The 25710-nt window shown below is 66.9% G+C and carries 28 protein-coding genes; 11 read left to right on the top strand and 17 right to left on the bottom strand.

The genetic code is table 11. The annotated features are described in order from the left end of the window. The first annotated feature begins 55 nt into the window (after positions 1-55). From ACH49N_RS08485 to ACH49N_RS08470, 4 genes are read left to right on the top strand one after another with little or no spacing between them, the layout of a single operon-like run. Positions 56-685: a methyltransferase domain-containing protein gene (locus ACH49N_RS08485; RefSeq protein ID WP_358271801.1), complete on the top strand. Its 630-nt coding sequence runs from the start codon at positions 56-58 to the stop codon at positions 683-685. 53 nt (positions 686-738) lie between these two features. Next, on the top strand, positions 739-1074 hold the full coding sequence (locus ACH49N_RS08480) for a hypothetical protein (protein ID WP_159918752.1): 336 nt from the start codon (positions 739-741) through the stop codon (positions 1072-1074). Then, on the top strand, positions 1071-3356 hold the full coding sequence (locus ACH49N_RS08475) for a hypothetical protein (protein WP_358271803.1): 2286 nt from the start codon (positions 1071-1073) through the stop codon (positions 3354-3356). Before ACH49N_RS08480 ends, ACH49N_RS08475 begins: the two co-directional genes overlap by 4 nt. Continuing rightward, a complete protein-coding gene (locus tag ACH49N_RS08470; RefSeq protein ID WP_358271805.1) occupies positions 3304-4146 on the top strand; it encodes a hypothetical protein in 843 nt (280 codons plus the stop codon). Before ACH49N_RS08475 ends, ACH49N_RS08470 begins: the two co-directional genes overlap by 53 nt. Before the next feature lie 40 nt (positions 4147-4186). Here the strand turns inward: ACH49N_RS08470 and ACH49N_RS08465 are convergent, their stop codons facing one another. Next, positions 4187-4861: a YoaK family protein gene (locus ACH49N_RS08465; RefSeq protein ID WP_358271807.1), complete on the bottom strand. Its 675-nt coding sequence runs from the start codon at positions 4859-4861 to the stop codon at positions 4187-4189. 36 nt (positions 4862-4897) lie between these two features. Continuing rightward, positions 4898-6454: a TM0106 family RecB-like putative nuclease gene (locus tag ACH49N_RS08460; RefSeq protein WP_358271809.1), complete on the bottom strand. Its 1557-nt coding sequence runs from the start codon at positions 6452-6454 to the stop codon at positions 4898-4900. Between the two features lie 162 nt (positions 6455-6616). Between ACH49N_RS08460 and ACH49N_RS08455 the strand changes: the two genes are divergently transcribed. The 5 genes from ACH49N_RS08455 to ACH49N_RS08435 are packed head-to-tail and all read left to right on the top strand — an operon-like array spanning position 6617 to position 9993. Further along, entirely contained in the window at positions 6617-7270 is a 654-nt protein-coding gene (locus tag ACH49N_RS08455) for a DUF6474 family protein (RefSeq protein ID WP_358271810.1), read from the top strand. Positions 7271-7289: 19 nt separating this feature from the next. Further along, positions 7290-7808 carry a hypothetical protein gene (locus tag ACH49N_RS08450; protein WP_358271812.1) on the top strand — a complete coding sequence of 173 codons (519 nt, stop codon included), beginning with the start codon at positions 7290-7292 and terminating at the stop codon, positions 7806-7808. A gap of 45 nt (positions 7809-7853) precedes the next feature. Further along, on the top strand, positions 7854-8519 hold the full coding sequence (locus ACH49N_RS08445; protein WP_358271813.1) for a YcnI family protein: 666 nt from the start codon (positions 7854-7856) through the stop codon (positions 8517-8519). Further along, complete coding sequence (locus tag ACH49N_RS08440) at positions 8516-9049, top strand: copper resistance CopC family protein (protein WP_358271815.1); 534 nt, start codon at positions 8516-8518, stop codon at positions 9047-9049. The genes ACH49N_RS08445 and ACH49N_RS08440 overlap by 4 nt, the downstream gene beginning before the upstream one ends. Before the next feature lie 5 nt (positions 9050-9054). Next, positions 9055-9993, top strand: a complete 939-nt coding sequence (locus ACH49N_RS08435) for a CopD family protein (protein WP_358272063.1) — start codon at positions 9055-9057, stop codon at positions 9991-9993. Positions 9994-10026: 33 nt separating this feature from the next. Here the strand turns inward: ACH49N_RS08435 and ACH49N_RS08430 are convergent, their stop codons facing one another. Together ACH49N_RS08430 and ACH49N_RS08425 are read right to left on the bottom strand one after the other, a co-directional pair. Further along, positions 10027-10944, bottom strand: coding sequence for an NADP-dependent oxidoreductase (locus tag ACH49N_RS08430; protein WP_358272065.1), 918 nt, complete (start codon positions 10942-10944; stop codon positions 10027-10029). 131 nt (positions 10945-11075) lie between these two features. Next, positions 11076-11720: a UdgX family uracil-DNA binding protein gene (locus ACH49N_RS08425; RefSeq protein WP_358271817.1), complete on the bottom strand. Its 645-nt coding sequence runs from the start codon at positions 11718-11720 to the stop codon at positions 11076-11078. Between the two features lie 102 nt (positions 11721-11822). Between ACH49N_RS08425 and ACH49N_RS08420 the strand changes: the two genes are divergently transcribed. Together ACH49N_RS08420 and ACH49N_RS08415 are read left to right on the top strand one after the other, a co-directional pair. Then, a complete protein-coding gene (locus ACH49N_RS08420) occupies positions 11823-12188 on the top strand; it encodes a RidA family protein (protein WP_109325915.1) in 366 nt (121 codons plus the stop codon). A gap of 138 nt (positions 12189-12326) precedes the next feature. Then, the gene (locus ACH49N_RS08415) at positions 12327-12854 is read left to right on the top strand and encodes a MarR family winged helix-turn-helix transcriptional regulator (protein ID WP_159918722.1); all 528 of its coding nucleotides are present in this window, start codon (positions 12327-12329) and stop codon (positions 12852-12854) included. A 36-nt stretch (positions 12855-12890) separates the two neighbouring features. Here ACH49N_RS08415 and ACH49N_RS08410 read toward each other — a convergent pair whose 3' ends face one another. The 13 genes from ACH49N_RS08410 to ACH49N_RS08350 form a co-directional block, all read right to left on the bottom strand. Next, positions 12891-13556 (bottom strand): TetR/AcrR family transcriptional regulator, encoded by a 666-nt coding sequence (locus ACH49N_RS08410; RefSeq protein ID WP_358271819.1) that lies wholly within the window; start codon positions 13554-13556, stop codon positions 12891-12893. 42 nt (positions 13557-13598) lie between these two features. Beyond that, positions 13599-14630: an aromatic ring-hydroxylating dioxygenase subunit alpha gene (locus tag ACH49N_RS08405; protein WP_159918721.1), complete on the bottom strand. Its 1032-nt coding sequence runs from the start codon at positions 14628-14630 to the stop codon at positions 13599-13601. A 2-nt stretch (positions 14631-14632) separates the two neighbouring features. Beyond that, entirely contained in the window at positions 14633-14848 is a 216-nt protein-coding gene (locus tag ACH49N_RS08400; protein WP_159918720.1) for a recombinase-like helix-turn-helix domain-containing protein, read from the bottom strand. A 12-nt stretch (positions 14849-14860) separates the two neighbouring features. Next, positions 14861-15820 (bottom strand): PDR/VanB family oxidoreductase, encoded by a 960-nt coding sequence (locus ACH49N_RS08395; RefSeq protein ID WP_358271821.1) that lies wholly within the window; start codon positions 15818-15820, stop codon positions 14861-14863. A 141-nt stretch (positions 15821-15961) separates the two neighbouring features. Further along, positions 15962-18103: a catalase gene (locus ACH49N_RS08390; protein ID WP_358271823.1), complete on the bottom strand. Its 2142-nt coding sequence runs from the start codon at positions 18101-18103 to the stop codon at positions 15962-15964. A gap of 132 nt (positions 18104-18235) precedes the next feature. Then, complete coding sequence (locus ACH49N_RS08385) at positions 18236-18970, bottom strand: MBL fold metallo-hydrolase (protein WP_159918718.1); 735 nt, start codon at positions 18968-18970, stop codon at positions 18236-18238. Positions 18971-19081: 111 nt separating this feature from the next. Then, positions 19082-20023, bottom strand: a complete 942-nt coding sequence (locus tag ACH49N_RS08380; RefSeq protein ID WP_358271825.1) for an ABC transporter substrate-binding protein — start codon at positions 20021-20023, stop codon at positions 19082-19084. A 40-nt stretch (positions 20024-20063) separates the two neighbouring features. After that, complete coding sequence (locus tag ACH49N_RS08375) at positions 20064-20771, bottom strand: class II aldolase/adducin family protein (protein WP_358271826.1); 708 nt, start codon at positions 20769-20771, stop codon at positions 20064-20066. Next, positions 20768-21922: an LLM class flavin-dependent oxidoreductase gene (locus ACH49N_RS08370; RefSeq protein ID WP_159918715.1), complete on the bottom strand. Its 1155-nt coding sequence runs from the start codon at positions 21920-21922 to the stop codon at positions 20768-20770. The genes ACH49N_RS08375 and ACH49N_RS08370 overlap by 4 nt, the downstream gene beginning before the upstream one ends. After that, positions 21919-23019 (bottom strand): LLM class flavin-dependent oxidoreductase, encoded by a 1101-nt coding sequence (locus ACH49N_RS08365; RefSeq protein WP_358271828.1) that lies wholly within the window; start codon positions 23017-23019, stop codon positions 21919-21921. The genes ACH49N_RS08370 and ACH49N_RS08365 overlap by 4 nt, the downstream gene beginning before the upstream one ends. Then, positions 23016-24059 (bottom strand): ABC transporter substrate-binding protein, encoded by a 1044-nt coding sequence (locus tag ACH49N_RS08360; protein ID WP_358271830.1) that lies wholly within the window; start codon positions 24057-24059, stop codon positions 23016-23018. Before ACH49N_RS08360 ends, ACH49N_RS08365 begins: the two co-directional genes overlap by 4 nt. Further along, positions 24056-24862: an ABC transporter ATP-binding protein gene (locus ACH49N_RS08355; protein WP_109334792.1), complete on the bottom strand. Its 807-nt coding sequence runs from the start codon at positions 24860-24862 to the stop codon at positions 24056-24058. Before ACH49N_RS08355 ends, ACH49N_RS08360 begins: the two co-directional genes overlap by 4 nt. Further along, positions 24859-25710 carry an ABC transporter permease gene (locus tag ACH49N_RS08350; protein ID WP_317766311.1) on the bottom strand — a complete coding sequence of 284 codons (852 nt, stop codon included), beginning with the start codon at positions 25708-25710 and terminating at the stop codon, positions 24859-24861. Before ACH49N_RS08350 ends, ACH49N_RS08355 begins: the two co-directional genes overlap by 4 nt.

The raw sequence follows: 25710 nt of genomic DNA, 5'->3' as shown, positions 1-25710 counted from the left end.
GCTCCAGCTACCAGAAGGGCGCACGGGGCGCGAAGCGCCCTGATGGGAGGATGGCATGGGTTTCTACACTGATCGGATCGTTCCGCGGCTCGTCGACATCAGCTGTGGAGTGAAATTCACGGAGCCGACGCGCCGACGGGTCTGCGCCGGACTGCACGGGCGCGTTGTGGAGATCGGCTTCGGTTCCGGCCTCAATGTCCCGTTCTATCCACCGGATCTCGATTCCGTGAGCGCCGTCGAACCAGCCGATCTCGGCTGGAAGCTGGCCGCGAAAAGGCTGAGCGGGTCCCCGGTAACTGTCGACCGCGCCGGTGTGGACGGTCAGTCGCTTCCGTTCCTGGACAACAGTTTCGACAGTGCTTTGTCCACCTGGACGATGTGCACCATTCCCGATATCGACGCCGCACTGCGTGAGGTGCGCCGAGTGCTGAGGCCGGGCGGAACCCTGCATTTCGTCGAGCACGGCCTCGCCCCCGACGCCGGGGTCCAGAAGTGGCAGCACCGGCTGGAGCCCATCCAGAAGACCGTGGCCGGTGGTTGCCACCTCACCCGCGACATCCCTGCCCTGCTCACCGACGCCGGTTTCGACATTCGGGAACTCGACGTCTTCTACGAGAAGTCCACTCCCAAGGTGGTCGGCGCCTACTCCCTCGGGTACGTGGCCGCACCGCCCGCTAGGCTCTAACGCTGACGGTGGGGGGAGCCGGCCGAAGTGGCCGGCAGTCGAAGGGGGCCTTTGTGGGGACGTTGAAAGCTGATTTGGACCAGCTCGAAAAGCTGGGCGCAGTATTGCGCGGCCTGGCCGGGGAGGCAGGCAGTTTACGAGTCGGCCCCGCGGCAGGCCCTTTCATGTCGAGCCCGGGCGGCGTCATGAGTTCCGTCCTCGAGGCGTGCAGCATCTCGGGCGACCTCATCGAGGGATCCCTCGTTCCCGCTCTCGAGGAGCGTCTCGGCGAAACCGGTGACGTGATGATCAACGTCGCCCGGGAATACCGGGATCAGGACGACGCGTCCGCCGACCGATTCGTCGCTGCGTACACAGACGCCACGGGTGACTGGAACGCAGAAGGATGACCGTCACCCGCACACAGCTCGAATCGTGGGATCCGTCGATGCTGACCGAGGTCGGTGACGCGTGGATTGCGCTCGGCGTCAGGGTAGAGGACCTGTTCGGCCGTTACGTCGACGGCGTCACGAAGGTGAACGACTCATACTGGGAGGGCAAAACCGCAGAGGCCGCCCAGGGTCGGGCGAATGCCGACAAGAAGACCGCCCTCGCCCTCGTCGATCACCTCGAGGCGCTCGCCAACCGGGCGAGGCAGGGTTTCCACGAAGTGGATGCGCCATTGCAACGCGCCCGGATGGCGATCCTCGGCGCAGAAGCAGCCCAGTTCCGCGTATCCGAGGACTTGGTCGTGACGGATCCGGTCAATTCCGAGGCGGACACCGACCGAGCGAACGACATGGCCGCTTGGCAGCGCGACCTCTCCGACGCAGCGACGGCGACAGTGAATGCCGACAGAACTGTCCGGGACGCCCTCAACACGGCGCGTGACGGCCTGCGGGCGGCCTTCACGTCCGCCGCCGCACTCGGTGCAGACCAGGGTCGCACCGATGCGGCCGATCTCGTATCCGACCCGGGCGGGTTGACCCCGGAGCAGGTCCGGAGGCTGGGCGAGGCGGGTGCCCTGACGCCCGGACAGCTCGATGCAGTGAACAGCGGAAATGCCGCTACCATCCCCGCGTCCCAGATGGAGTACCTGAACCAGGTGAGCCGGTCGCTCGACGGGAGAAGTCCGCAAGAAATCCAGCACATCATGGAGAAGCTGCCGCCCGACGCCCAACGCTCTCTCGCGAACTCGCTCCAGCTCATCTCGAACGAGAAAGTCACCGCCACCGTCACCGGCGACTCCGAGGTGCCGACCAAGGGCGGCGGAGCCCTGCTGCCGGACAAGCTGCGGGAGTCGCTCACCCGGGACGACCTCGTCATCCGCGACTTCAAGATGGTGGGTTCCTCGGGCGCCTCCAGCGTCGAACTCAACGGTGTCGCGGACAATCAGGCCATCGCGAAGATCGTCGAGGCCGGTGATCCGCAGTACCAGGTCGGCAGCGGCCTCGATCAGCACCTACTCGACGTAGGTCGCCAGTACCTCGACGCCCAGGTCGCGCACGAACAGAACCCCAATCACAAGTTCGAGTACTTCACCGTCGACGGCCGCGGCACCGAGAACACGGCCATCACCGAAAGCATCTTCGCGGCCGTCGCGGACGACAAGATCGCCGTCGAGAATGCGGTCACTCATCCCGACACCGGCCAAGGACTGGTTCGCGATGTGCTGCTTCACAATTGGTCTGACAATGGGCAGGCAGCCTCGACGCTCTTCGAGTTCGGGGCCCAGGATGCAGTCGTCGAAGACCCGAACAACCCGGCGGACGTCGCCACCGCCACCCGCACCGGAAGCATCATGTCGGCCGTCGCGGAAAATATGAGCACCGACTGGGACACGCTGAGGAACATTCCCGGTACCGAAGGCCAATCCGTCGGGCAGGTCAACCCGGACCTGCTTCGGACCGTGTCCCACAGCATGAGCCCGTATGTCGGAGACCTCGCCGGTGCCGGGAGGCCCGAGACACCCGGATTCGATATCGGCACCTGGGCAGATCCCGCCGACAACAACCACTTCGGCGGCTCGTCGAACGTTTTCGCGGTCCTCAACACCGACCCGGAAGCAGGAACACATTTCACCCAGTCGTCGATGCAGGAAATCCTCGCCGCAGAGGGTCGGTACGCGCACGACCCCTCGGCGCCCCTCTCCGGTGGCGACCTCTCCACAGCGGGTCGAATCCACGGCCTCATGGATAGAGGACTACTCCTCTCGACCGAGGACAGCTACAGCGACAAAGCCGAACAGGCGCAAGTCATCTACGATCGCAAAGCAGCGGCGTACGGCGCCCTGACGAGTCTCGGAGGCCTCGGAATAGACAGACTCCCGGGCGGTGAATACATCAACACCATGATCGACGCGGGCGGCGACCCTCTGAAGGACGCCATCATCGGCAAGGCACCCGGTCCGGCACCATCCGTCGCCCTCGAAGCCCCCGACTTCTACCGCGATTACTACAACATTCTCCAAGCGACGCCTGAACTTCCCGAGTCGTTTCGGCGGGAGTATTCGTGGGCGTTCGATGGGTCCGGGAATCTACTGCCGTGGGATGACGTGCGGTCGAAGCCCGACTTGGCCTTTAGTATGAAAGATGGCTACCAAGATATGTTCAATCAGCTCGGAGACCCTGCCGACGGCAATGGCCAGCGCATCCGCAATGGCTACGACGACGTCGTCCGCAATGACGGTTAATCGGGGCGCGCTGACCGTGTGCGGCGCGGTGGCGACGCTGATTTTCGCATCAGGATGCGGGACGGAGGCGCGCAATGAACCGGAACCGGCACTAGGCGCGCAGGACCGAGAAGTATGGTATTCCCACGTTTGGTCAGCCGATCCGGGGATTGATCTACTTGGCCGTGGTGCCGAATTAATACGAGCCACTTACGAGGCCGGCAATTACACGACCTTCGTGGGTCTCGAGGACTCGTATCCGGGGTTCGGTAGAGCGGTGGGTGGCGAAGCCCACCACACCGATCCTGACATCGAATACTTCATGACCTCACGCACAGTCGAAAGCGATACGCAAGCCGAGGGAACAAGTTTCGGGCACATCACCGCCTATCAGGCCACCGAAACTTCGGTTGCCGCAACGGTCTGCCATTACTACCTTTTCCCGGAAAGCGGTACGAACATTTCGCTCAACCCGCTCAAGATGGCATTCCGTATCCAACTGGAGCGAGCCGGGGCGGACGCCGGGCAAGCCGGCATCCCCGATACCGACCCCGCCCGGAAGGACCCGCGCGCACACCGAGTACCGACATGGAATGTGTTCGGCGATTGGAAGATCATCAGGCTTCACTACCTGCGCCAGTTGAACGGGGACGTCATCCCTCAGGGCTGCACCGACTGGTGGCGGCAGCAGTTTCCGAACTTCAGCCCGAACGCGGGCGGCAACCTCGTCCCCCCACCCGGATTCGAACCTCCCACCATGCCGGTGGCCGTGCAGTATCCGGAGTGGATCGGTCCCGCGACACCGGAGTAGGCGACGTCACCGCCCTGGAGTACAGGTACTCGTCACTCGCTCAGAGTCGGCGGCGTCGCCGGTCGTCGATGTAGAACAGCACGAGTGCTCCGCACAGGAGGGCGGCGGGGATCCAGGCGGCGGCTCCGCCGAAGTAGCGGGTGGCGAACGCCCCGAGGACGGCTCCACCGGCGAAGCTGCCGACGATGGCGGCGTACACCCGCGTGTGCCGGCGCGATTCGGGGACCTTCTCGATGTATCCGGCGTACGCCGACTCGGTGAAGCGCATGAGGTTGCCCGTGGTGGCGACAGCGATGTACGACAGCGAGCCGATGGTGCGGAACAGACCGAACTGCATGGCCGCCACGAAGGAGATGGGTACGGTCACCGCCGCGTTGGGGACGTTCGCGGGAACGAAGGCGACCGCGACGAGGACGATGATCTGCGCAACCATGGCGATCCGGATGGGGTGATCGAAGACGCTGTGGGCGAGTTCGCCTTTGAGCAGGTGTGCGAATGCGACACCGACGATGAACGCGAGGATCGGCCACAGGTGTGCCCGTGCGGCGTGGAAGTGCCGCTCCGACAGGTCGATGGCCATGAGGATGACGTTGCCGGTCTGGGCGTTCGCGAAAACTCCGCCGCGGCTGATGTAGGTGTAGGCGTCGAGGAAGCCGCCGGCGGCGGTGAGCAACAGAGCGAAGCGCAGCGTCGTGGATGTCTTCGGTACTTCCACCTGACCACCCCTACCCAGTCGGACTCGTCTTGCAGCCTAGAGGTCGGACGCGAGCGGGATCTCCTTCTCGGCCCGATCCGACATCCACTCCCGCAGCACTTTCGTGGCGATCACATCGTCTTCGTTGTATTGCAGGAGTCGCTCGCGCTGGGTGAGGTCGGGTTCACCGTCGTAGCCGACGGCTTCGCGGTACCAACTCATCGAGGCCTCACCGCCGGCGTCGGCGTCACGCCACCTGAAACCTGCGACGGGAGCGATCTTCTTCAGTCCTTTGCCGCCCGGGCAGATGAATTGGTCGCTGACCGCTTGGTAGATGTCGACCCATTGCGGGCTGTCGATGAACTCGCGGATCTCGGCCTCGGTCGGGATGCCCGGGACTCCGGCGAATCGGCGGGCCGAATCGAGCAACCACTTGTCCTCGGCCGCACGTGAGTAGCAGTAGGCGGCGAACGTCTTGCCGCTGAGGGCTGCCGCCTCCCGTTCGGCCATCAGCCACGTCCAGAACTCGGCGAACGACCGCGCCTCGTCCTGTGTCGGTACGGGGTCCCAGCTGACGAACGGTCGATACACCGACACCCCGTCCATGTTGAGCAACGTTCCCCACAGGTAGGCACCGTGTTCCTGGTAGCTCTCCATGTCGACGTCGACCTCGATGTCGGCACGGGTCACCCGGATCTGCGGAAAGCGCCGAACCAGTGGCGCACCCGCCAGCCAGGCTTTTGCCGTCACCACAGCGTCCTCGAACGCACCGTGCGGCCAGTCCTCGAGCGGTTCGCGGTCCCAGGCGGCAAGGTCATCGATGGTGTGACAACCGGCCTCGCGCAGCATGTCGGCTCGCGACCCGGTGGCCACCAGGCTCACGTCGTGCGTCAGCGTCAACTGTTCTTCGCAACCGGGCCACCAGGGGCACGACCGGCATTCGCCGATCCGGGACGGCACCGTCGCCGATTCCCCCCGCGCCACGGACAGTCGGTCGGCGAAGCGCTCGTCGTAGTCGGCGAGGATGGTGCTGAGATCGTGCACGAAGATCACGTCGGAGCCGTATCCGATCGCCCCGGCCAGGAGGGCCGGACTGGCCAACCCGTGCCGCTCGAGCATCCGGTACACCTGTGCCACACGCATCTGGTCGCGGACCTGGCTGCGGGGCTTCCTGCTCGGATCCTCGCGCGGCTCCCACTCGAACATGCCGGACGTCGTCGCGCCCCGACCGGGATCGGTGACCTTGTGGTTCACGACGATCACGGGGATGTACCCGCCGCGGTCCGCGTCCCGGATGAGGATCTCGCAACGGGCTTTGCGGCCGGTGTCCCGTTCAAGCGGCAGCACGGCGCCCCAGATCCGGTCCGCGCCCGCCCTGCACGCGGCCACCGTGTCTTCGGCACGGGTGCGCATGCTGCGTACGGCGTCGATCACTACCCACCGCTCGGGATCGTGTTCGACGAGAAGCCGACGAATGTCTTCGCGGCGGGCGGCGGCCGCATCCTGTCGCTGACGGACGCCGATGTCCTCCGGCGCAGCGGCCAGGGCTGCGGGGAAGGCTGCGTCGAGATGCACACGGTGACGACACCGCGTCAGTGCGCTGGCATCGATCACCGGCCCGGGCACCTGTCCGGGAGAGGCGCCGGGTTCTGTTTGCTGACCGATATGGGAACACACGATGACGAAGATTATGTGCTCCCCTAGGCTGATCCCGAAGCACCGGATGCAGTTGGTAGCGTGGGCTGCGCAGAAACACCAGGAAAAGGGGTCTTTTCGATGGGGTTGTTGAAGAAACGTAAGTCCCGAGCCACCCGTAAGGCAGAAGCGAAGGCACTCAAGCACAAGGCGGGAGTGGAAGCGAAGCTGAAGGCACGCAACGAACGCAGGCGGGACAAGGCCGCGTTCAAGTCCGCGCGCAAGCTCGAAGCTGCCGAACTGAAGTCACAGAAGAAGATCGAGAAGGCCCAAATCGCTACCCTCAAAGCTCAGGAGAAGGCGGCCGCCCAGAAGGGCTTCACCGTAGCCGCCGTTCGCAAGTATCTCGGTGTCGCGCGGCTCCTCACGCCCGTGCTGCTTCCCATCGTCTACCGCGCCGCAACCGTCGTGCGCGGCCAGATCGACGCCAGGCGCGCCGATCGGATGGGCGTCGGCATCGACCAGCTCGCCAACTACACCGGTCACGGTGCCAAGCTCAGCGCCCGCATCGCCGGTGCCGAAAGCTCCACCACCGAGATTCTCGGTCAGAAGCCGGACGACGCCGAGACGCAGAAGTTCGCCGGCGCAATCCGCGAGCGCCTCGGTGATCTGAATACCGCCGTCCGCGCGGCAGAGCAGATGCCCCAGGCTCGCCGGAAGGCCGCTCACCAGGCCATCTCGTCCGAACTCGACGGTGTCGAAGCGGATCTCCTCGCCCGCCTCGGCGTGCGCTGACCGACTTCGACGCACTTTCATGTCCCCCACCCGCTCCGACGCGACCGGCACCCTCAGAGGCGCGGCCGTCGGTGCGCTTTCGGCCGGTCTCGCGGTCGCGGCGCACGGCGCGGGTGGGGGCGGATTTCCCGCATCGGCAGCACTGACGTTGCTGCTCCTCGCCTGTAGCGGCGTGGGCGCGATCACCGCGAACCTGCCGCCGCGTTTCCACAGCAACTCGGCCCTTCTCGGCGCGCTCGGTTTCGGACAGGTCGCCGGCCACCTCACGCTCGCAGCCACAGCACACGTGCACGCAGTTCTCCCCGCTGCACCGATGCTGCTGGCGCACGCAGCCGCCACCGTCGTCTGCGCGTTGCTCATTGGCAGCGCCGAACGGCTCTACCGTTCGCTGGTCCACGTATGGCGGGTGGTGTTACGCGGGGAGCCTCGACCCGTCGCGGTCGCTGCTGCCCTCCCTCACCCCGTCCCCCGCAGAAATCCCGTCGACGCACTGCTCCGAGCGAGCATCTCCCGTCGCGGTCCCCCTGTTCTGGTCTGAACCTTCATCTCACTTCGCCTTCAGACCAGTAAGGACCTTCTTTCGATGAACTCCCTAGTTTCGCGTGCCCTTTTCACCGCCGGCGCCGCCGGTGGTGCCATGTTGCTCACGGCCGGTGTTGCCGTCGCACACGTGACGGTCGCGGCTCCGGGCGCCGAACAGGGCGGCTACTCCGTCCTGACGTTCCGGGTGCCCACCGAATCCGAAACGGCTTCCACCACCGCGCTCACCGTGACACTTCCGGGCCTCAAATCGGCTCGCACCGAACCGCTGCCGGGCTGGACGGCCGTCGTCGCCAAGGACCCGGGGTCCAAGCTCGCGACCTCGGTGACGTGGACGGCCGATCCCGGTGTCGGAGTGGCGCCCGGCCAGTTCCAGCAATTCGTGCTGTCGGCCGGACCTCTGCCCGAACAGGACGAGGTATCGTTCCCGGCAGCACAGACCTACAGCGACGGCAACGTCGTCAACTGGGATCAGCCCGCCGGCCCGGACGGTGCCGAACCGGACAAGCCGGCACCCACGCTCACCCTCGCGGCCGCCAGCGGGGAAGACGGCAGCCACGACGCCGTGTCCTCGTCGGCCGATGACCACGGGGCGGCGGCCGAGGGAACCGACGACACCGCCCGTTGGCTCGGCGGCGTCGGACTCGTCCTCGGCGCGCTGGGTGCGGCCCTCGGTCTCGGCGCACTGGTTCGAAGTCGTCGCTCATGACGGCGCGCGCAACGCTCACCTCGGTGAAGGTAATCGCCGTCGGACTGCTGGCGATGCTGGCGAGCATGCTCGGTGTCGGCTCCGCCGCCGCCCATTCGGTGGTGCTCAGTTCCAACCCGGAGAACGGTGCGCAGATCGCGGCAGCGCCCGAACGGGTGAGTGTCACGTTCAACGAGGCGCTGCAGGAGTCGTTCGCGTCCCTCACCGTGGTGGGCCCCGATGGCAACCTGTGGACCAAGGGCGACCCCTCGGTCGAAGGGGCCACCGTGAGCGCGGAGCTCGGTGAGCTGGGTCAGGCCGGTGACTACACCATCGCCTTCCGCGTCACCTCCGCCGACGGACACCCGGTGAGCGGAACCCGAACGTTCACGCTCACCCAGGCGGGGTCGGGCACACCGGGCGCCGCCGCCGACAGCTCAGGTGATTCGGGCTCCGGAGGCATCCCACTGTGGCCGTTCGTCGGCGCGGGTGTGCTCGTGTTCGGTGCCGGGCTGTGGTTCGCACTCCGCACACCGCGCGAGCGGAATTGAGCAGGGTGGGCACGGCGCGGCAGTGGTGGCTGCTGTTCGCCGTGCCCACCTCGCTCGCGGGTGTTGCCGGTGGGTGGGCGCTGGCTCGACCGGAAGACCCCAGCCCGTCGAGCGCTGTGCGGGCTCTGTGCTTGATCCTGGGGTCGGTGGTCCTGGGACTGGCCGCACTCGCGTGGTGGGGCCGGACGGACAGCCGTCCCCTCGTGCAGGACGCCAACCTGTGGCGACTGTTGACGGCCGTGGCCGGATCATGGATGGCCGCCGAGGCGGTCGTGTTCGCCATGACGGCGGCGGAAGCCGACGCCCTCCCGCTGTCCGGATTGACGGTCGGCAGGTTCGGTGCCTACGTCACCGACATCAGTGCCGGACGTATCGACCTCGCCGTCTTCGCGTGCACGGCCGCAGTCACCGCATGGTCGCTGTTCGCTTTCCGGCACCCCGGGGCTCGTATTCCCGTTGCGGTCGCTGTCTTGACGGCCTTCGCCATCGTCGCGCGCCCGGTCACCGGGCACATGTCGCAGCAGGTCCTCGGTTCGGTACTCGACGCCGTTCATGCCCTGGCGGCCGCCACCTGGTTCGGCCTGTTGGCCGCCTTGGCACTGACGCTCCGTTCACGGGGCGACTGGTCGAGGTGGCTGCCCCGGTACTCGGACGTCGCGGTGTGGTGCGTGTGTCTGCTCACCCTGACCGGTGTCGTGGACGCTGCTGTCCGATTGGGCGGGGTGTCGGCTCTGACCGACACCGGCTACGGCCGCATCGTGGTCGCCAAGGCCGTGGTGCTCGCGGCACTGCTCGCACTGGGGTGGTGGTGGCGCCGAACCTGGGTCGGCCGAGCCTCCGCGCACCGGATGAGCGCAGACGACTCCTTGCGGCGCGCCGCAGTCGAGGTGGTGGCGATGGCGGTGGCCTTCGGTCTCGCCGCCGCCCTCGCCACCACTGCCTGACCCCCCCTGTGAGTACTTATTAACAACGGGTTGTTAATAAGTACTCACAGGGGTCAGAACGAGCTTCCCCCGGCTGCCGCCCTTCTCACCCTCACGGTGGGCGTCCGCAGCACCGGCGAGGGCAAAGGTGCGGGCGGGTGGAAGCGCCAGTGCTCCGGCCGCGGCCGCACTACCGAGGCGTCGCAGGATTTCGGCGCTCCAGTCGTCGGAGGTGCCGGAGGAGAAGGTGATACCGAGCTCGAAGGCCGCCCCGTCGGACAGCGTCACGATCCGCTCGGTACCGCCGCGCAGCTCGACTGCGGCCGGCAGCCCCCCGACTCCGGCATCGAGGACGGCGTCGACACCCTGCGGTGCGAGTTCACGCACCCGCTGGGCCAAGCCGTCACCGTACGTCGTCGGGACGACGTCCAGTGCGCGGAGTGCGTCATGGTGGCGTTCGCTGGCGGTGCCGATCACCGTGACTCCTCGTTGCCGGGCTAATTGCACGGCCAGGGTTCCGACTGTTCCCGACGCCCCGTTCACCAGAAGTGTCTCGCCCTCACGCAGGTCGAGCAGTCGCAGTCCGCGATCGGCGGCTTCCCCGGCCACGGGAATCGTGACGGCGTCCGTCCAGCTCAATTCGCGCGGTTTGGGAACGATGACGGTGGCGAGCACGTAGTCGGCGTAACCGCCGGTGTCGGACCAGCCGAACATTTCGTCCCCGACCACAGCCCCGGTCGCAGACGGACCGATGGCATCGACGACGCCGGCCACCTCACTGCCCGGAACTTTCGGGAACTGCACCGACATCACCTCGGCCATCGAACCTGACCGCACCTTCCAGTCGATCGGGTTCACCCCGGCGGCGCGGACAGCGAGGCGCACCTGGTTCCCCGTGGGTTCCGGAACGGGAACGTCGACCACTTCGAGTACGTCGGGACCACCGTAGGAGGAATAGGAGACGGCCTTCATGGTCTGCTTCGGATTCGTCATAACCACCATGCTGTCTCGCGGGGCGGTCCCTCGCCTACCCCTGTGAGTACTTATCGACAACGGGTTGTTAATAAGTACTCACAGGGGGCCTCACAGCTCACAGCAGGGCCTCACAGGGCAAGGGCTGCCTTCTTCAAGTCCTCGACGAGTCCGGAGAACGCCTCGTCCCGATCCGGTCCGCGCAGGACGGCGGACGGGTGGATGGTGACGAAGACGTCGGGATCGCCGGAAACGTCCACTTCACCGTCGAGATGCAGCCGCTCCCCGCGGTGCTCGGTGAGCCGAAACGACGGCCCGAGCAACGCCTGGGCGGCGGTGGCGCCGAGGCACACCAGGACATCGGGCTCTACCGCGTGCAGCTCGGCGACGAGCCACGGCCTGCACGCCACGATCTCGGTGCGGTTCGGCTTCTTGTGGATGCGGCGCTGACCGCGTTCGGCGGGTACGTACTTGAAGTGCTTGACCGCGTTGGTGACGTAGGTGAGATCCCGGTCGATGCCCGCCGCTTCGAGGGCCTTGTTCAGCAGCTTGCCCGCGGGCCCGACGAACGGTTGCCCTGCGCGGTCCTCCTGATCACCCGGTTGTTCGCCGATGAGCATCATCCGGGCGGAGCGCTTGCCGGCGCCGAAGACGGTCTGCTCGGCGTCGCGGTAGAGATCGCAGCCGCGGCATCCTCCGGCGGCGTCCGACAACGCGTCGAGGTCGACGGTGTCGGGCACGAACGGCGCTGCCGACTGTTTCGTGGCTCGTGGCATGCGGGTCGAGTACCCGCGGGCGGGGTATTCATTCGCCGGGCCTGCCAGTTAGTTTAGCGCTAAGATATACTGAGTCGACGCCTACTTCGAAAGCGAGTCCCCATGTCCATGACTGAAGTCTCCGCCCATCACCCCTACAGCCCGGCCGTGGTCGCGGGCGGATTGGCCTTTGTTTCGGGTGCCCTGTCCGTCGACGCCGAGGGCGTTGCCGTACCCGGGCGCACCGAAGCTCTCGACGCCGCCGTGGACCGGATGGTCGATCGCCTCGCCACCGTGGGTGGACAGCTTCAGGACGTCGTGAAGCTGACCTACTACGTCACCGACCTGACCCTGCGCGAAGAGGCCAACCGGCAGTTCGAGCGCATCTTCGACGAACCGCGCCCGGCCCGCACCTTCCTCGAGGTGAGCAGCCTCCCGTACGGCGCGATCGCCGAGATCGATGCCGTCGCCGCAGTCGGTGGCCGCTGAGCGACTCCCCCGAACAGACGACCGCGGGTCCCCGTCCTCGACACACCGGACGGGGACCCGCGGCGCGTCCCCTCCTCCCGGCAATCCGATACCTTGGGACTCAACAGTTCAGGACCACAAAGTTCAGGAGGCGCCCCGGTGACGCAACGCCCGGTTCCCGACCGTGACGCCGTCGACGACATCGTCGATCAGTGGGCACACCAGTGGCCTGAACTGGATGTGAGTCCACTGAAAGTTCTGGGCCGCTTGCACCGTTCGTACCTGCGTTACCAGGCCTCGCTGGCTGTCGTGTTCGAAGAGCACGGCATCAACATGGCGTCGTTCGATGTGCTCGCCGCGCTGCGGCGTTCGGGTCCGCCCTACCGGATGACGTCCGGGCAGTTGGCGGAGTCCGCTCTCGTGACCACGGGTGGCGTGACCCTCCGGGTCGACCGGCTGGAGAAGGCGGGTCTCGTCGAGCGTGAGCGGGACGCGGAAGACCGCCGGATCGTGTACGCACACCTCACCGACGAGGGCCTTCGGGTGATCGAGAAGGTGGCGGAGGCACACTTCGCGAACGAGGCGCGAATTCTCAGTGGGATGTCCGCGACGGATCAGGCGTCCCTCGCGGAACTGCTCCGCAAACTCGAACATTCGATCGTCGACAACCAGACGCCCCTCACCTAGGGAGACAACCAGACGCCCCTCACCTGGGGACCTGGCTCAGCAGGCCGGCCTCTCGACGAGTTCGGTGTCGCAGTCGAATCCGATGAAGCGTTCGGCTGCGGCCGTCATCTCGACGATGAACCGACGTTGCTCGTCCGGGGAGGCGCCGATCAGGTGGGCCGCTCCCCGCCACTGCGCATCCGACAGCTTGCGGGCGAGCTGGGCGGCCTCGGCGCAGGGCCGTGCGATCCCGGCCTCGTCCAGCCCTTCGATGAAGCGGGTGTACCGGGCCAGGATCCGGGTGTGCGCCTGCGACAGCTGCTCGCCGACCACGGGGTCGACGGCCGCCCGGGCTTCGATGACGGTGAAGAGCCGGCCGACGCTGTAGACGGTGTCGATGAATGCGGCAGTGGCCGCGCCCAGCACGGTACGAGGGTCGGCGTCCGGCGGTACCGCGGTGCGCTGCGCTTCGAGGAACTTCTCGAACACGGCGGCGGCCACCGCATGAAATGCGTCTTTCGTGGACCGGAAGTGCCGACGGAAGTCTGTCACCGACCTGTCGGCGTTCTCCGCGATGACCGCCTCCGTGGTCTTGTCGTATCCGAGCTCCGCGAAGCAACGACCCGCCGCCTCGATCAACGCACACCGATCCGCAACGCCGTCGTTTTCGTGCACCGCTCGCGCCTCCTCGTACCGGCCGGCTCCCGACGTGTCGGCCGTCACACATTCTTGGTTGACACTTCATTCAAGTCAACCCGCGCGACCTTACGCTCCGGCGAGCGCCTCCGCCTGCGCTGCGGCCTGGCTCCGGTAGAGACGGCGCAGGCGAATGACCCCGAGGTCGTGCTGGTAGAGGTTCTCGGCCTGGTCGGCGTCGGCGGCCATTGCCTCGAGCATGACCCGGTCCTGTTCGAGAACCGCCCAGTGCCGCTCCTCGAGTTTCGTGCGGTAGAGGAAGCGCCAGACGTCGCGCTCCCAGCCCTCCACCCGGCGGTACCGCCAGAAGAAGACGGCGGTGGTCTCGGCGTCGATGGGCGTTCCCATTCCGACGATGCCGAACGATCCGCCGGGGCCTGCGGTGGGCGGGTACGGGATTTCCAGGTCGACCCAGTCGACTCCGGTCCGGCAGAATTCGACCCAGTCGAAGTTCACGCCCCGCTGGTCGGTCTTCTCGAAGAAGAACCCGCGATCGGTTTCCCGGATCCGGAACTTGGCGGACGTTTCCCCGCCGAACATCGAATGCGACTCGCGGTGCAGGAACGCGCCGTGCATCGGATCGAGCAGGTTCTCGAGGGTGAAGCGCCAGGGCGCCTTCCATTCCGCGTAGCAGAGGAAACGGGAAATACCGTCGTCCACGAGGCGTTCGGGGAGTTCGAGGGGACCCGGTTCGGCGTCCGGATCGGTGCCGAACCATGCCAGGACGGCGCCGGCCACCTCACGCACCGGGAGGCTGGTGACGAGCCGCTTGCCCTCGAGATTGCACCCGGGCATTCCCGGCACGGACACGACGGTTCCGCCGCCGTCGACCTGGACCCCGTGATATTTGCAGGCGACCCGGTCACCGAGGTGCTGTCCCTGCGACAGCGGTGCTCCGCGGTGCGGGCACCTGTCGGCGAGCATGCGGAGGCTTCCGTCGGACTGACGAAACAGAAGCCAGTCCTCGCCGAGGCGTCGCACCTTCTTCATGTCGCCGCGCGCGACGAAGTCCGAGGGACAGACCGCGTGCCATTGGTTCCGCATGCCGGTGGCGAAGATTTCGTCGCCGGTCAGTGCCGTCTTGTTCAGTCGATTCACCATGTTCAGGCCGCCATCCGTCGCATCTCGTCCGTGAACGTGTCGGGGGTCCACGGTTCCCCACTCGGGCTGCAGATACCGAGGTCGTTCAGCCCCTTCACCAATCCCTCGAGGTGGTGCACACCGGTACCGAAGACCTCTTCGATGGCACCGGCAAGCTTGAGCTCGTACGGAGTGGGGCCCGCGGTGCCGGCCTGCCGTGGTTGCAGGTAAAGACTCATGGTTCTTCCCTTCTAGAGGTCCAGCACGAGCTCGTCGGAGCGGGCGCGGGAAACGCAGATCATCATGGTTGCCCCGGACTCCTGCTCGGCGCTCGAGAGCAGCGAGTCACGGTGATCGGGGGTGCCGCACAGGACACGGGTTTCGCAGGTACCGCAGATGCCTTCCCGGCACGAGTTGGGGACGTCGACACCGGCTTCCTCGAGCGCGTCGAGGACGGTCCTGTCGGCGGCGACGGTGGTGGAGATGCCCGACCGCTCGCAGACGACCCGGACCGGTCGGTCACCGGCCAGCGTGTCGGCGGGTATTTCCTTGGCTTTGAAACGTTCGAGCTGAATGGACCCTTCGGGCCACGCGGAGGCGACGTTCTCGATGGCGGCGAGCAGGCCTTCGGGTCCGCACGCGTAGACGAGGGTGTCCTCGCGAACCTCGCCGAGGAGAGCGTTCAGGTCGAGGATGCCGTCCACGTCTTCGGTGACGACCTGCACCCGTTCGCCGTGCGCGGACAGTTCGTCGAGGAACGCCATCGACGCGCGGGAGCGTCCGCCGTAGTGCAGTTCCCAGTCGGCGCCCATCCGTGTGGCTTCGCCGATCATCGCGAGGAGCGGTGTGATTCCGATTCCACCGGCGACTAAGAGGTAGCGGGGAGACGGAAGGAATTCGAAGTTGTTTCGCGGCGGGCTCACGTGGACGGTGTCGCCGGGACGCAGCGTCTCGTGAATGTGCCGGGACCCGCCGCGACCGTGCGCCTCGTGCAGGACCGCGACTCGGTATCCGGTCTTGTCGTCGGGATCGCCGCAGAGGGAGTACTGCCGCACGGTGCCGCCGCTCAGGTGCAGATCCAGATGGGCACCCGGGGTCCACTCGTGGACGGCCCCGCCGTCGGGCCGTTCGAGGCGGAGCGAGACGACGCCCGAGGACTCGACCCGCATCTGACGGACCATCATGGGGATGGTGTCTGCGTCTGTTGTCATCGATACTCCTGCACTCGGGATTTCCTTAGTGCTCAATAATTTAGCACTAAGATGTATCGTGCGCCACAGTTGCAGGAATTTCGTTCCTACGAACGAACGGTGACCCGGCCGTAGGGCCGGGTCACCTGGTATTGCTGTCGATCAGACGGTCCGCTCCCATACCCGGTGCGACCGCATCAGCGTCGTCATGCCGTCGAGCAGCCCCTCGGTCTCGTCCGCCACGACGATTCCGGGGGTATCGGCCGAGATGCCGGCGCTGACGAGCAGATCGCGGCCGGCAGGCCACCCGCCGATCGCCTTGCAGTGGCGGAATGCCTCGGAGACGAGCACCAGAAGCCGGGGATCGGACGGGGATGCGGCGAGGAGGATCGCGTCGAATTCCACCGAACGCATCGTCAGGAACGTGCGCGACACCGGTACCGCCTCCTTCCCCGACCCGAGTTCACCGCCGTGGGGTCCGATGACCAGCGGAACCATCCCGCCCGCATCGATCGTCTTCACGGCGGCGGCCACCTCGGCGAGGTCCGACGTCTCGTCCGCGACGATGCCGATGATCCGGCCGTCGACCGGCCACTCGGCGCCCACCTGGGACAGCGCGGGACTGACGATCGGCGGCGCCTCGTGGGCGACGGTCGGCTCGGGGGCCGGGAGTCCGAGCCCGGCAGCAACCTCCGCACACAGGCCGGTATCGATCTCGGCGAGAACGCGGAGTGTCCGCTCCTTGATGGCCTGCTCGTAGCACTTCCCGAGTTCGAACGTGTACGCCTGCGCGACGTGGGCGCGTTCGATGTCGGTGAGGCTGGCGTAGAAGAGCCGGGCCTGCGAGAAGTGGTCGTCGTAACTTGCGGGGGCACCCCGGAGTTTCGTCGACTCCGGCATCGGCACCGGCACCTCGACGAAGGCACTGGTGTCTGCCCCGGCCAGGAACGGGCACCCCCCGTCGAGCGAATTGGGCCGGTACGGCGCGACCCCGGGATGTACTCCGGTCTGGTGCATGCCGTCGCGCAGCATGTCGTTCACCTCGGTGTGGGGACGGTTGATCGGTATCTGCCCGAAGTTCGGGCCACCGAGCCGGCTGATCTGTGTATCGAGATACGAGAACAACCGGGCCTGCAGCAGCGGATCGTCGGTCACGTCGATGCCGGGAACGAGGTGGCCGGGATGGAACGCCACCTGCTCCGTCTCGGCGAAGAAGTTGGTCGGGTTCGCCGTCAACGTCATGACGCCGATCGGCTGCACCGGAGCCAATTCTTCCGGCACGATCTTGGTGGGGTCGAGGAGGTCGATTCCGTCGAACATCTGGTCGGGAGTGTCCGGGAACGCCTGGATACCCAGCTCCCACTGCGGGTAGGCACCGGCTTCGATCGCATCGGCCAGATCGCGTCGATGAAAGTCGGGGTCCATGCCGTTGATGATCTGCGCTTCCTCCCAGACCAGCGAGTGCACGCCCAGCTTCGGCTTCCAGTGGAACTTCACCAGAGTGCTTTCGCCGTCTGCATTGATCATGCGGAAGGTGTTGACGCCGAAGCCTTCCATCATCCGATACGACCGCGGGATGCCCCGGTCGGACATGTTCCACAGCGTGTGCGCCGTCGCCTCGGTGTGGAGGGACACGAAGTCCCAGAACGTGTCGTGGGCGCTCTGGGCCTGCGGAATTTCGCGGTCGGGATGCGGTTTGCCCGCGTGAATGATGTCCGGGAACTTGATTCCGTCCTGGATGAAGAAGACCGGAATGTTGTTTCCCACCAGGTCGAAGGTGCCCTCGCTGGTGTAGAACTTGGTGGCGAAACCGCGGGTGTCCCGGACGGCGTCTGCCGAACCACGCGAGCCGAGAACAGTCGAGAACCGGACGAAGACGGGAGTTTCGACGTCCTTGCCGAGGAAGGCGGCCTTACTGATCGGCTCGGCGGCGCCGTAGCCGCGGAACACACCGTGCGCAGCAGCGCCCCGGGCGTGGACCACCCGCTCGGGAATCCGTTCGTGATCGAAGTGGGTGATCTTTTCCCGCAGATGGTGATCCTGAAGGAGGGTCGGTCCCCGCTTCCCCGCTTTGAGGGAATGGTCCGTGTCGTACAGACGCGCACCCTGCGCGGTCGTGAGGTACTCGCCCTTCTGTCCCCTCGCCGTCTCCGCACCCTTGACGGGCTCACCCGTCGCGGTCCGCAATGCAGGCGACCGCTGATCGGATTTCGGTGGAAGCGGCTCTTTGGGCTCGGTCGGCTCGTCGACCGACGGTGTTCCCGATCCGGGTGTTCCTGGGATCAGCGGCTTCTTCTCGGACACGTAAGTTCCCCTTCGCTGTCGCTCGAGCAAGGCCGGTGCCGCATCGCTGTTGTACGGCGCCGCTCTCGAGGCAGAGTGCCCAGACGGGAGCCGCGCAACCCATCCCCTGGTCGCACCCGTGGGACGCGGGGGTCAGTGCCGGCCGGCGTACCGTTCGCGTTCGGCTTCGAACCGTTGCTCGTAGGCGGAAGCGAGGTCGTGCAGCGCCTGGACGCAGTCGCCGGTGAAGGCCGGTGCATGCATGGGTGCCAGGGTTCGGGGTTCGAGATCCGCCAGTGCGCGGATGGTCGGTTCGAGCGCCGGTGTCAGGCACGTCGCCCTCCCGTTGTCCTCTCCCTCCAGCGCCGGACCGAGCAACTCCTCTTCGGTCAGGGCGGGATGATGACCGAACGCGGTAAACAGATCTCCGCAGAACAGGGTCGACGTCGTCTCCTCGAACATCAGTCCCGCATCCCAACCGTGCGGGACATGCGGAGTGTCGATGTGACGCACCCGCCGCGTCCCCGTCTCGAGGACGTCGCCGTCGTCGAGGGGCCGCGGCATACGGTCGGCCAGGTCGTTCACCTGCACGAAGCAGCCCATCGCCCCGTGCGCGACCTCGGCGTGCGGCGCCACCCCGAGCCACGAGTTCATCGCGCCGCACTCGTCGGCCTCGACGTGGCCGAACGTGATCCATCGCAATCGGTCGAGTGGGATCAGCCGCGCGACCGCCTCGGATGCCGACGGGAAGAGGAACCGCTGTCCGGTGTGGAAGAGGAGCGGCTCCTCACCGTCGACGAGGAACTGGTTCATGATCAGGTTCGCGTCGTCGATGTACGTCGACATGCGGTAGATGTCGGGTGCGATCTCGGTGATCGTGGTGTCCATGTCCGGCCTCCGCAAGGGGTGACGGTGTCCTGGAACACCACCCTCCCCCTCCCCGTTCGCGGAGACAAGGGAATCGGCACGACTCGCCGAGTTGCGTGCCCGGAGCCCCGCCTACACGGCGGCGCGATCGGCGGTGACCAACTCGCCGATCTCCGGGACCACGGCGTCGCGGACCCGGATCGACCGCGGGAGGAGTCCGTTGGCCAGCAGGAGGTCGGCGGCGCGTTGCTGTTCGTCCAGGAATTCGTCGGTCACCGGGTGGATGCCGAAGGGCCGGCCGCGCAGCGCCGCCTCCCAGGCATCGAGACTGGCGGTTCCGCCGCGCCGCTCGACGTCGTCGACGAAGAACTGCGCCGCTTCGCGCGGGTGTGCCTCGATCCAGGCGTCCGACTCCTGCAGCGCCTCGACGACGGCCCGCAGCTGTTCGGCGTTGTCCTCCGCGAAGTCGCGGCGGGTGAACCACAGCGAGGGGTGGCTGAAGAGTCCGTCCGTTTCGACGAGCGTGCGCAGTGCGTGCTCGGCTTCGATCTCCGCCAGCCCCGGGTATGCGCCGACCCACCCATCGATGGTTCCGCTGACGAGTTCGGCGCCGCCTCCGCGCACGTCGGTGTCGACAGGAACGATGTCGGACCAGGTGAGCCCTGCCCGGTCGAGCGCGAACAGGAGCAGCGTCGTCTGCCATGAGCCGTGTGCGATGCCGACGCGCTTCCCGCGAAGATCCTCGACGGCGTCGATGCCGGACTCCGCCTTCACGACGAGGCGGCCGTTCTCGATGCGGGGCCCGGAGATGCCGATGTAGACGAGGTCGCGGTCGTGCGCCAGGCCGGTGATCGGCGGGGTGAAGCCGGTGCCGATGACGTCGTATCCGCCGTCCTCGAACAGCCAGTCGGAATGCAGGGTCGGAAGGGCGTTGGTGGGATCGACGGGCGGCTTCGACGGAAGGTCACGCAGATCCACCCATTCGACGTCGGGTAGCCGACGCTCGAGGATTCCGGTGTGCCGCAGCACGAAGAGCGAGTTGTTGTGCGGGAAGTATCCGACACGGACTGTCATGGCCGTTACCTGTTCTGTTCGGTTGAGGAAGGTGAGGACATCAGAGGAGGCCGCGGCGGCGGGCCTCGTCGGCCAGCCCCGAGCGTCCCCACTGCACGGCGAGGTTCGAGGGGTCGAATTCGACCGAACCACCGAGAGATTCGGCGATGGCCTGGAATTGTGCGCCCTCTTCGAGGAGAACGACGAATTTCGCGAGCTCGAGCAGGCCGCTGCGGCCGATCACGTTGACACCGCCGTTGGCCTCGAAGATGGCCACGAGGTCCGGGTCGTCCTGCAGACGTTCGAGGATGAAGTCGCCCGCCGACTGCGAACGATCGATGTGCGGCGGAATCTCACGCGAGAGCGTCAGCCGCTGTGACGCCGCATACCGGATCGGCAAGGTGCGATGGGTTTGCGCCCAGCCGCCGAGCCACGGTGTGTGAATGTGGACGACGCTGGTGATCTCGGGATGCTGCCGGAAGACGGCGGCGTAACCGGTGACGAATCCGGCGGAACCGTTACCCGACAGCACGTCCCCGTCGAAGGTCGCCACGACCGGTGACACGTGGGGATCATCCGCCCACGGGCCGGGATCGTTCAGCGCGACGGCGATCTCGGTGCCCGGGACCCGTTCGACGAAATTGACGGTGCCGTTGGCCGACACGGTACCGGTGCTCCGGAATACGGCGAAGGCCTTGTCTGCGTCGCGCTGCGCTGCCTCCACGAAGGTGGTGACGTCGGAGTTCACGCGATTCTCGGTTGTAGTCATGGTGTGTCCTGTCCGAAAGTGGGAAGTGGTTGGCGTTGCAGGAGGGGAAGAACTTCTTCACCGACGCGGTATGCCTCCTCGAGGTGAGGATTGCCGGCCAGGATGAAGGCGTCCACGCCGAGCTCACGCAGTTCGTCGAGACGTTCGGCGACCTGCTCGTAACTGCCGACCAGTCCGAATGCGGGGCCGCCTCGGATCAGGCTGAAGCCACACCAGACGTTGGGCTGGACTTCGAGGTCCCGGTAGCCGGTGATGTGTTCGGGTACCCAGCCGTTGATGCGGGCCGCCCCGACGGAATCGCCCTGCGCCGCCCGGTTTGCGGCATCCTTGTCGACGAAGGCCCAGCCCTTCTCGATCTCCGCCCAGGCCGCTTCTTCGGTGTGGCGGGCGACGATGTCGATCCGCACCGCGAATTTGGGGGTGCGCCCGAGTTTCGCGGACTGCTCTCGTACGCCGTCGAATTTTTTCCGCAGGTCTGCGTACGGCTCGAGCCAGGACAGGTAGTAGTCCGAGTGCGTGCCCGCGGCGGCGACGGCCGCCGCGGACGAGCCGGAGAAGTACACCTCGGGGAACGGTTGTCCGGCCAGACCGGGAGCCAGGGCAGCACCGGCGGTGCGGAAGAACCGGCCGTCGAAGTTGAATGGCTCTCCGTCCCACACGCCTCGGAGGACGTCGAGGAACTCGGAGGTCCGGGCGTAGCGGTCGTCGTGATCGACTTTGTCTCCCCACCACAGCTGAGGGGCACCGCCACCGCCGCTGATGATGTTGTAGACCAGTCGCCCACCGGTGGCCCGCTGCAGGCTCGCCGACATCCTGGCCGCCTGTACCGGGTGCAGGAACCCGGGCTGGAAGGCGACCATGAATCGGTACGTGGTGGTCTCGGCGGCCAGCGCGGACGCGGTTGCCCAGGGGTCTTCCGTCATCGGGAAGGACGGCAGCAGACCGCCCAGGAAGCCGGCCGACTCGGACGCCTTGGCCACCGCGGCCATGTGGTCGATGTACCCGTAGCCGTCGAGTTCACCGTTCCGGATCGCCGGCGCGATGTTGCCGGGACCGTATCCGCCCGCGTCGCCACGGTTGTAGCGCCGCGGCGTGCGCAGTGACGCGTGGTCGCCCTCCATACCTATGCGCCAGTAGAAGTCGATACTCATGCGTGTGCCTCCTGACCGGCGAGGGTGCGTCCGGCGGGGTCGACGAGATGGAGCAGGTGTTCGCCCGCCCGGTGAAGTTCCTCGATGTGCGGTCGGCCGGTGAGGACGAAGCCGTCGATATGCCGGAACGACGACAACTCGCGGGCCACGTCCTCATAGCTGCCGATCAGGCCGATGGGCTGGTCGTAGCCGAGGCGGTCGAACCCCGACCACTGGGAGTTCTCGCGTGCGAGAGCGCGGCTGTCGCCGCTCACACCGTCCGGGTGCGCCTCCCGCCACAGCCGTTCGACGCGCGCCCACGCCTCGTCCGTCGTCTCACGCGCGATGATCGGCAGCCGCAACAGCTTTCGCACCGACCTGCCCTGCTCGAGTGCACGGTCGGCCAGGGTGCGCGCGGACGTCTCGTACCCGGTGTCGGTCAGCACGAATTGGTGGACGTCACCGTGTTTGGCAGACAACGTCACAGCCTCGTCCGAATTCCCGGTGAGGTGCACGACGGGGAAGGGAAGCCCGGAGAGGATGCCGCGGAAACCGCCGTCGATCACGTCGTAGTGGTTCCCGGCGAACTCGTATCCGGTGCCACCGAATCCGCCCGGAAGAACCTCGCTGTCGTTCCACACGCCGCGAGCCACGGTCAGGAACTCGTCCGCACGCGCGTAACGATCAGGACCGGTCACCCGGTCGCCGCGGGCGCGGGCGTCGGCCGGGTCGGTCTCGACCTTCAGTCGCCACTCGAGCCGTCCACCGGAAAGCCTCTGCAGGGTCGCGGACATCTTCGCCGCGTACACCGGAGTGCCGAACGCGGGATGGAATTCGACCGCGACCCGCGCGTGCCGGGTCTGCCGCAGTGCCGCCGCGGCCACCACCCAGGATTCTTCACCCGACGGGTCGTAGGGCGCGATCACTCCGTCGACTCCCGACAGTTCCGCGGCGTGGATCACCTGGGCGAGTTCGTCGAAGGGGCCGAGCTTGCCCGGACGCAGGTCGGTGGCGACCGTCGCCGGACGATCGGCCCCGAAGCCGCCACGAGTGTTCAACTCGGATGCGACCCGGCGCCCGTCACCACGGGACGGCAACTCCCAGTAGAAGTCCGTCACGTCGTGGGCTCCTTCTCCGCGGCGAGCTGTGCCTTGGCCTGCTCGAGGGGTTCGCGCGCCACCCAGGATTCGAGGTCGAAATCCCGGGCGAGGAAGCCGTGGGCGTACAGGAACTGTTTCTGGACGCCGAGAAGGTCGACCCGCTCCTCGGACAGGTTCAGGTGGAGCCCTTCGTGGAAGTTCTCGCCGTACGCCGCGACGACGCCTTCCGGCCCGGACTGTGTCTCGGTCTGGAAGACGGCACGTACCTGTTCCACGTTCGCCGCCGCCCAGTCCGCGGCACGCAGGCTCTCGGCGAGGAAGCCGATCACGATGTCGGGGCGGTGTTCGAGGAGGTCGGCGTGCACGGTGACCGGGCGTGGGGTGCCGTTGTTCACCCGATCCCGCAGCGAGGCAGTGGAATCGAGGTCGACCGCGACGACCAGGCCGTGCTGCCGAGCCACGTCCTGGGCGCGGGCGCCCTTGACGTAGACGGCATCGACATCACCCGCCAGCAGCGACTCGATGCCCCAGGTGGTGTTGCGGTCGGGATTGGCGGTGCGCACCTGCGGAGCCGCCGTCGTCGCAACCTCCACCAGCTTTACGTCCGCGAAGGACAGCCCGCCGAGGCGCAGCGCGGAGGCGACACCGTGCAGTGCCATCGCACGCGGGAAGCTCCGCGCCCGGTCGGCGGCCCAGGCGGGGATGCCGACCCGCAGCCCGGCCAGCTCGGCGGCCGCGCGGATACCGGACTCCGGCCGCACGAGAATCGCCTGCGCCTCGTCGATCCAGGTGAGTCCGATCAACCGGGTCGGTGAACCTTCGGCGCGTGCGGCGAGGGCCGGCACGTTGCCGCCTTCCCGGATGAGGCCGGGTAGGCGGTGATCGAAATGTCGCACGGCCAGTTCGGGACCAGCGTCCTGCAGGACACCGAATTCGACTCCGGCGGCGTCCGCGGTCCGGCTGAGCCAGCCGAGATTGTTCGCGAGGCCGCTCGCCGTGGGCACCGGGCAGCGGGTGTACCAGAGGGTGTCGAGCGCAGGTCCGGTCGTCACAGTCATGAGTTGTCCTTATCTGGTGGGGAATGGCGTCCCACTCCCAGTTGGGCGAGGAAGGTCGCGCGGTAGCGGAGCGAGTCGGGATCGTTTCTGTCCCGCGGACGGGGGAGATCGATGTCGACGTCCACCGCGAAGCCGCCGTTGTCGAGGATCAGCACCCGGTCGGCCAAGCGCACCGCTTCGTCGACGTCGTGCGTGACGAGCAGAACGGCCGGGCGGTGCCGGGCCACCAGGTCGCCGACGAGGTCCTGCATCTGTAACCGGGTCAGCGCGTCGAGCGCGGCGAAGGGCTCGTCGAGCAGCAGCAGTTCGGGTTCGCGGACCAGGGCACGGGCGAGCGCGACCCGTTGTGCTTCGCCGCCGGACAAGGTGGCGGGCCAGGCTCGCTGTTTGTCGCCGAGATTGACTTCGGCCAGCGCACGCTGGGCGTTTTCGCGGGTGACGCGTGACCGACGTTGCCCGACCGACACATTCGCCAGGACACGCTTGGAGGGGATCAGTCGCGGTTCCTGGTACACCACCGTGCGTTGCCGCGGTACCAGAACGTCGCCGCTGTCCGGTGGCTCGAGTCCCGAGAGCAGTCGCAGGAGTGTCGTCTTGCCGGTGCCGCTCGGGCCGAGCAGGACCACGAACTCGCCGCGGGTGATCTCGAGGTCGATTCCGGCGAGTACGTGCTTGTCGCCGAACGACTTCCGCACACCCTTCAGCGACACGGCAAGGGGCGACCCGGCTCGTCGTTCCGCTGCGGTGGTCGCGGTGCGTTCGCGGGGGGCGAGCGGCGGCAACGGCGCCTCGGTGGTGTTCATCGGGTCACCGACAGTTGCCGCCACGGCATCGCGAACTTCTCGATCACCCGGACGACGGCGTCGAAGATCAAACCGAGAACCGCATACAACACGATGCACAGAACCATGTAGTCGGTGCGGTTGTATTCCTGCGCGAGGGTGACGAGGTACCCGATGCCTTCGCGGGTGCCCACCTGTTCGGCGGCGATGAGCCCGGTGATGCTGAGTGACAGGCAGATACGCAACCCCATCAGCACTCCTGGCAGTGCGGTCGGCAGGATTGCGCCGAACACCAGCCGCCAGCCGGTGAGCCCGAACCCGCGGGCGGCCTCGACCATCTTGCGGTCGACGCCGCGCACTCCGAGGTAGGTGTACGCGTACATCGGGGCAAGGGTCGCCACGGTGATGAGGACGACCTTGAACGTCTCGTCGATGCCGAACCACGCGATGAACAGCGGAACGAGCGCCAGGAACGGCACCGCCCGGTTGATCTGCATCGTGGAGTCGATGAGCTCCTCACCGAGCGCGGAAAGTCCGGACAGCACTCCGAGCACGAGCCCGATGACGACGCCGCAGCCCACACCCAGCGCCGCGCGTTGCAGCGAAGCGATACCGAAGTCGAGTAGCTGGCCCGACTCGTACAGCTCCGCGAAGGCCAGCCACACCGCAGGCGGTCCGGCGAGGATCTCGGGGCTGAGGATGCCGGTGGAAGACCCGATCCACCACCCGGCCACGAGCAGCGCGGGGACGAGGAATCGGAGGGGAATCGAGATCCACCGGGGCCGTTCCCGGGTGCGGCGATAGCGGGGTGTCTCCAGTGTCAGGGTTCCCGGTGCCGTGTCGCGCGCGGGTTCCGTCAGGGTCACCAC

The organism is Rhodococcus sp. NPDC019647 (assembly GCF_044389235.1).
GTDB lineage: Bacteria > Actinomycetota > Actinomycetes > Mycobacteriales > Mycobacteriaceae > Rhodococcus_F > Rhodococcus_F oxybenzonivorans.
The sequence above is the reverse complement of the archived record's forward strand: the minus strand, read 5'-3'. Positions and strand labels throughout refer to the sequence as shown.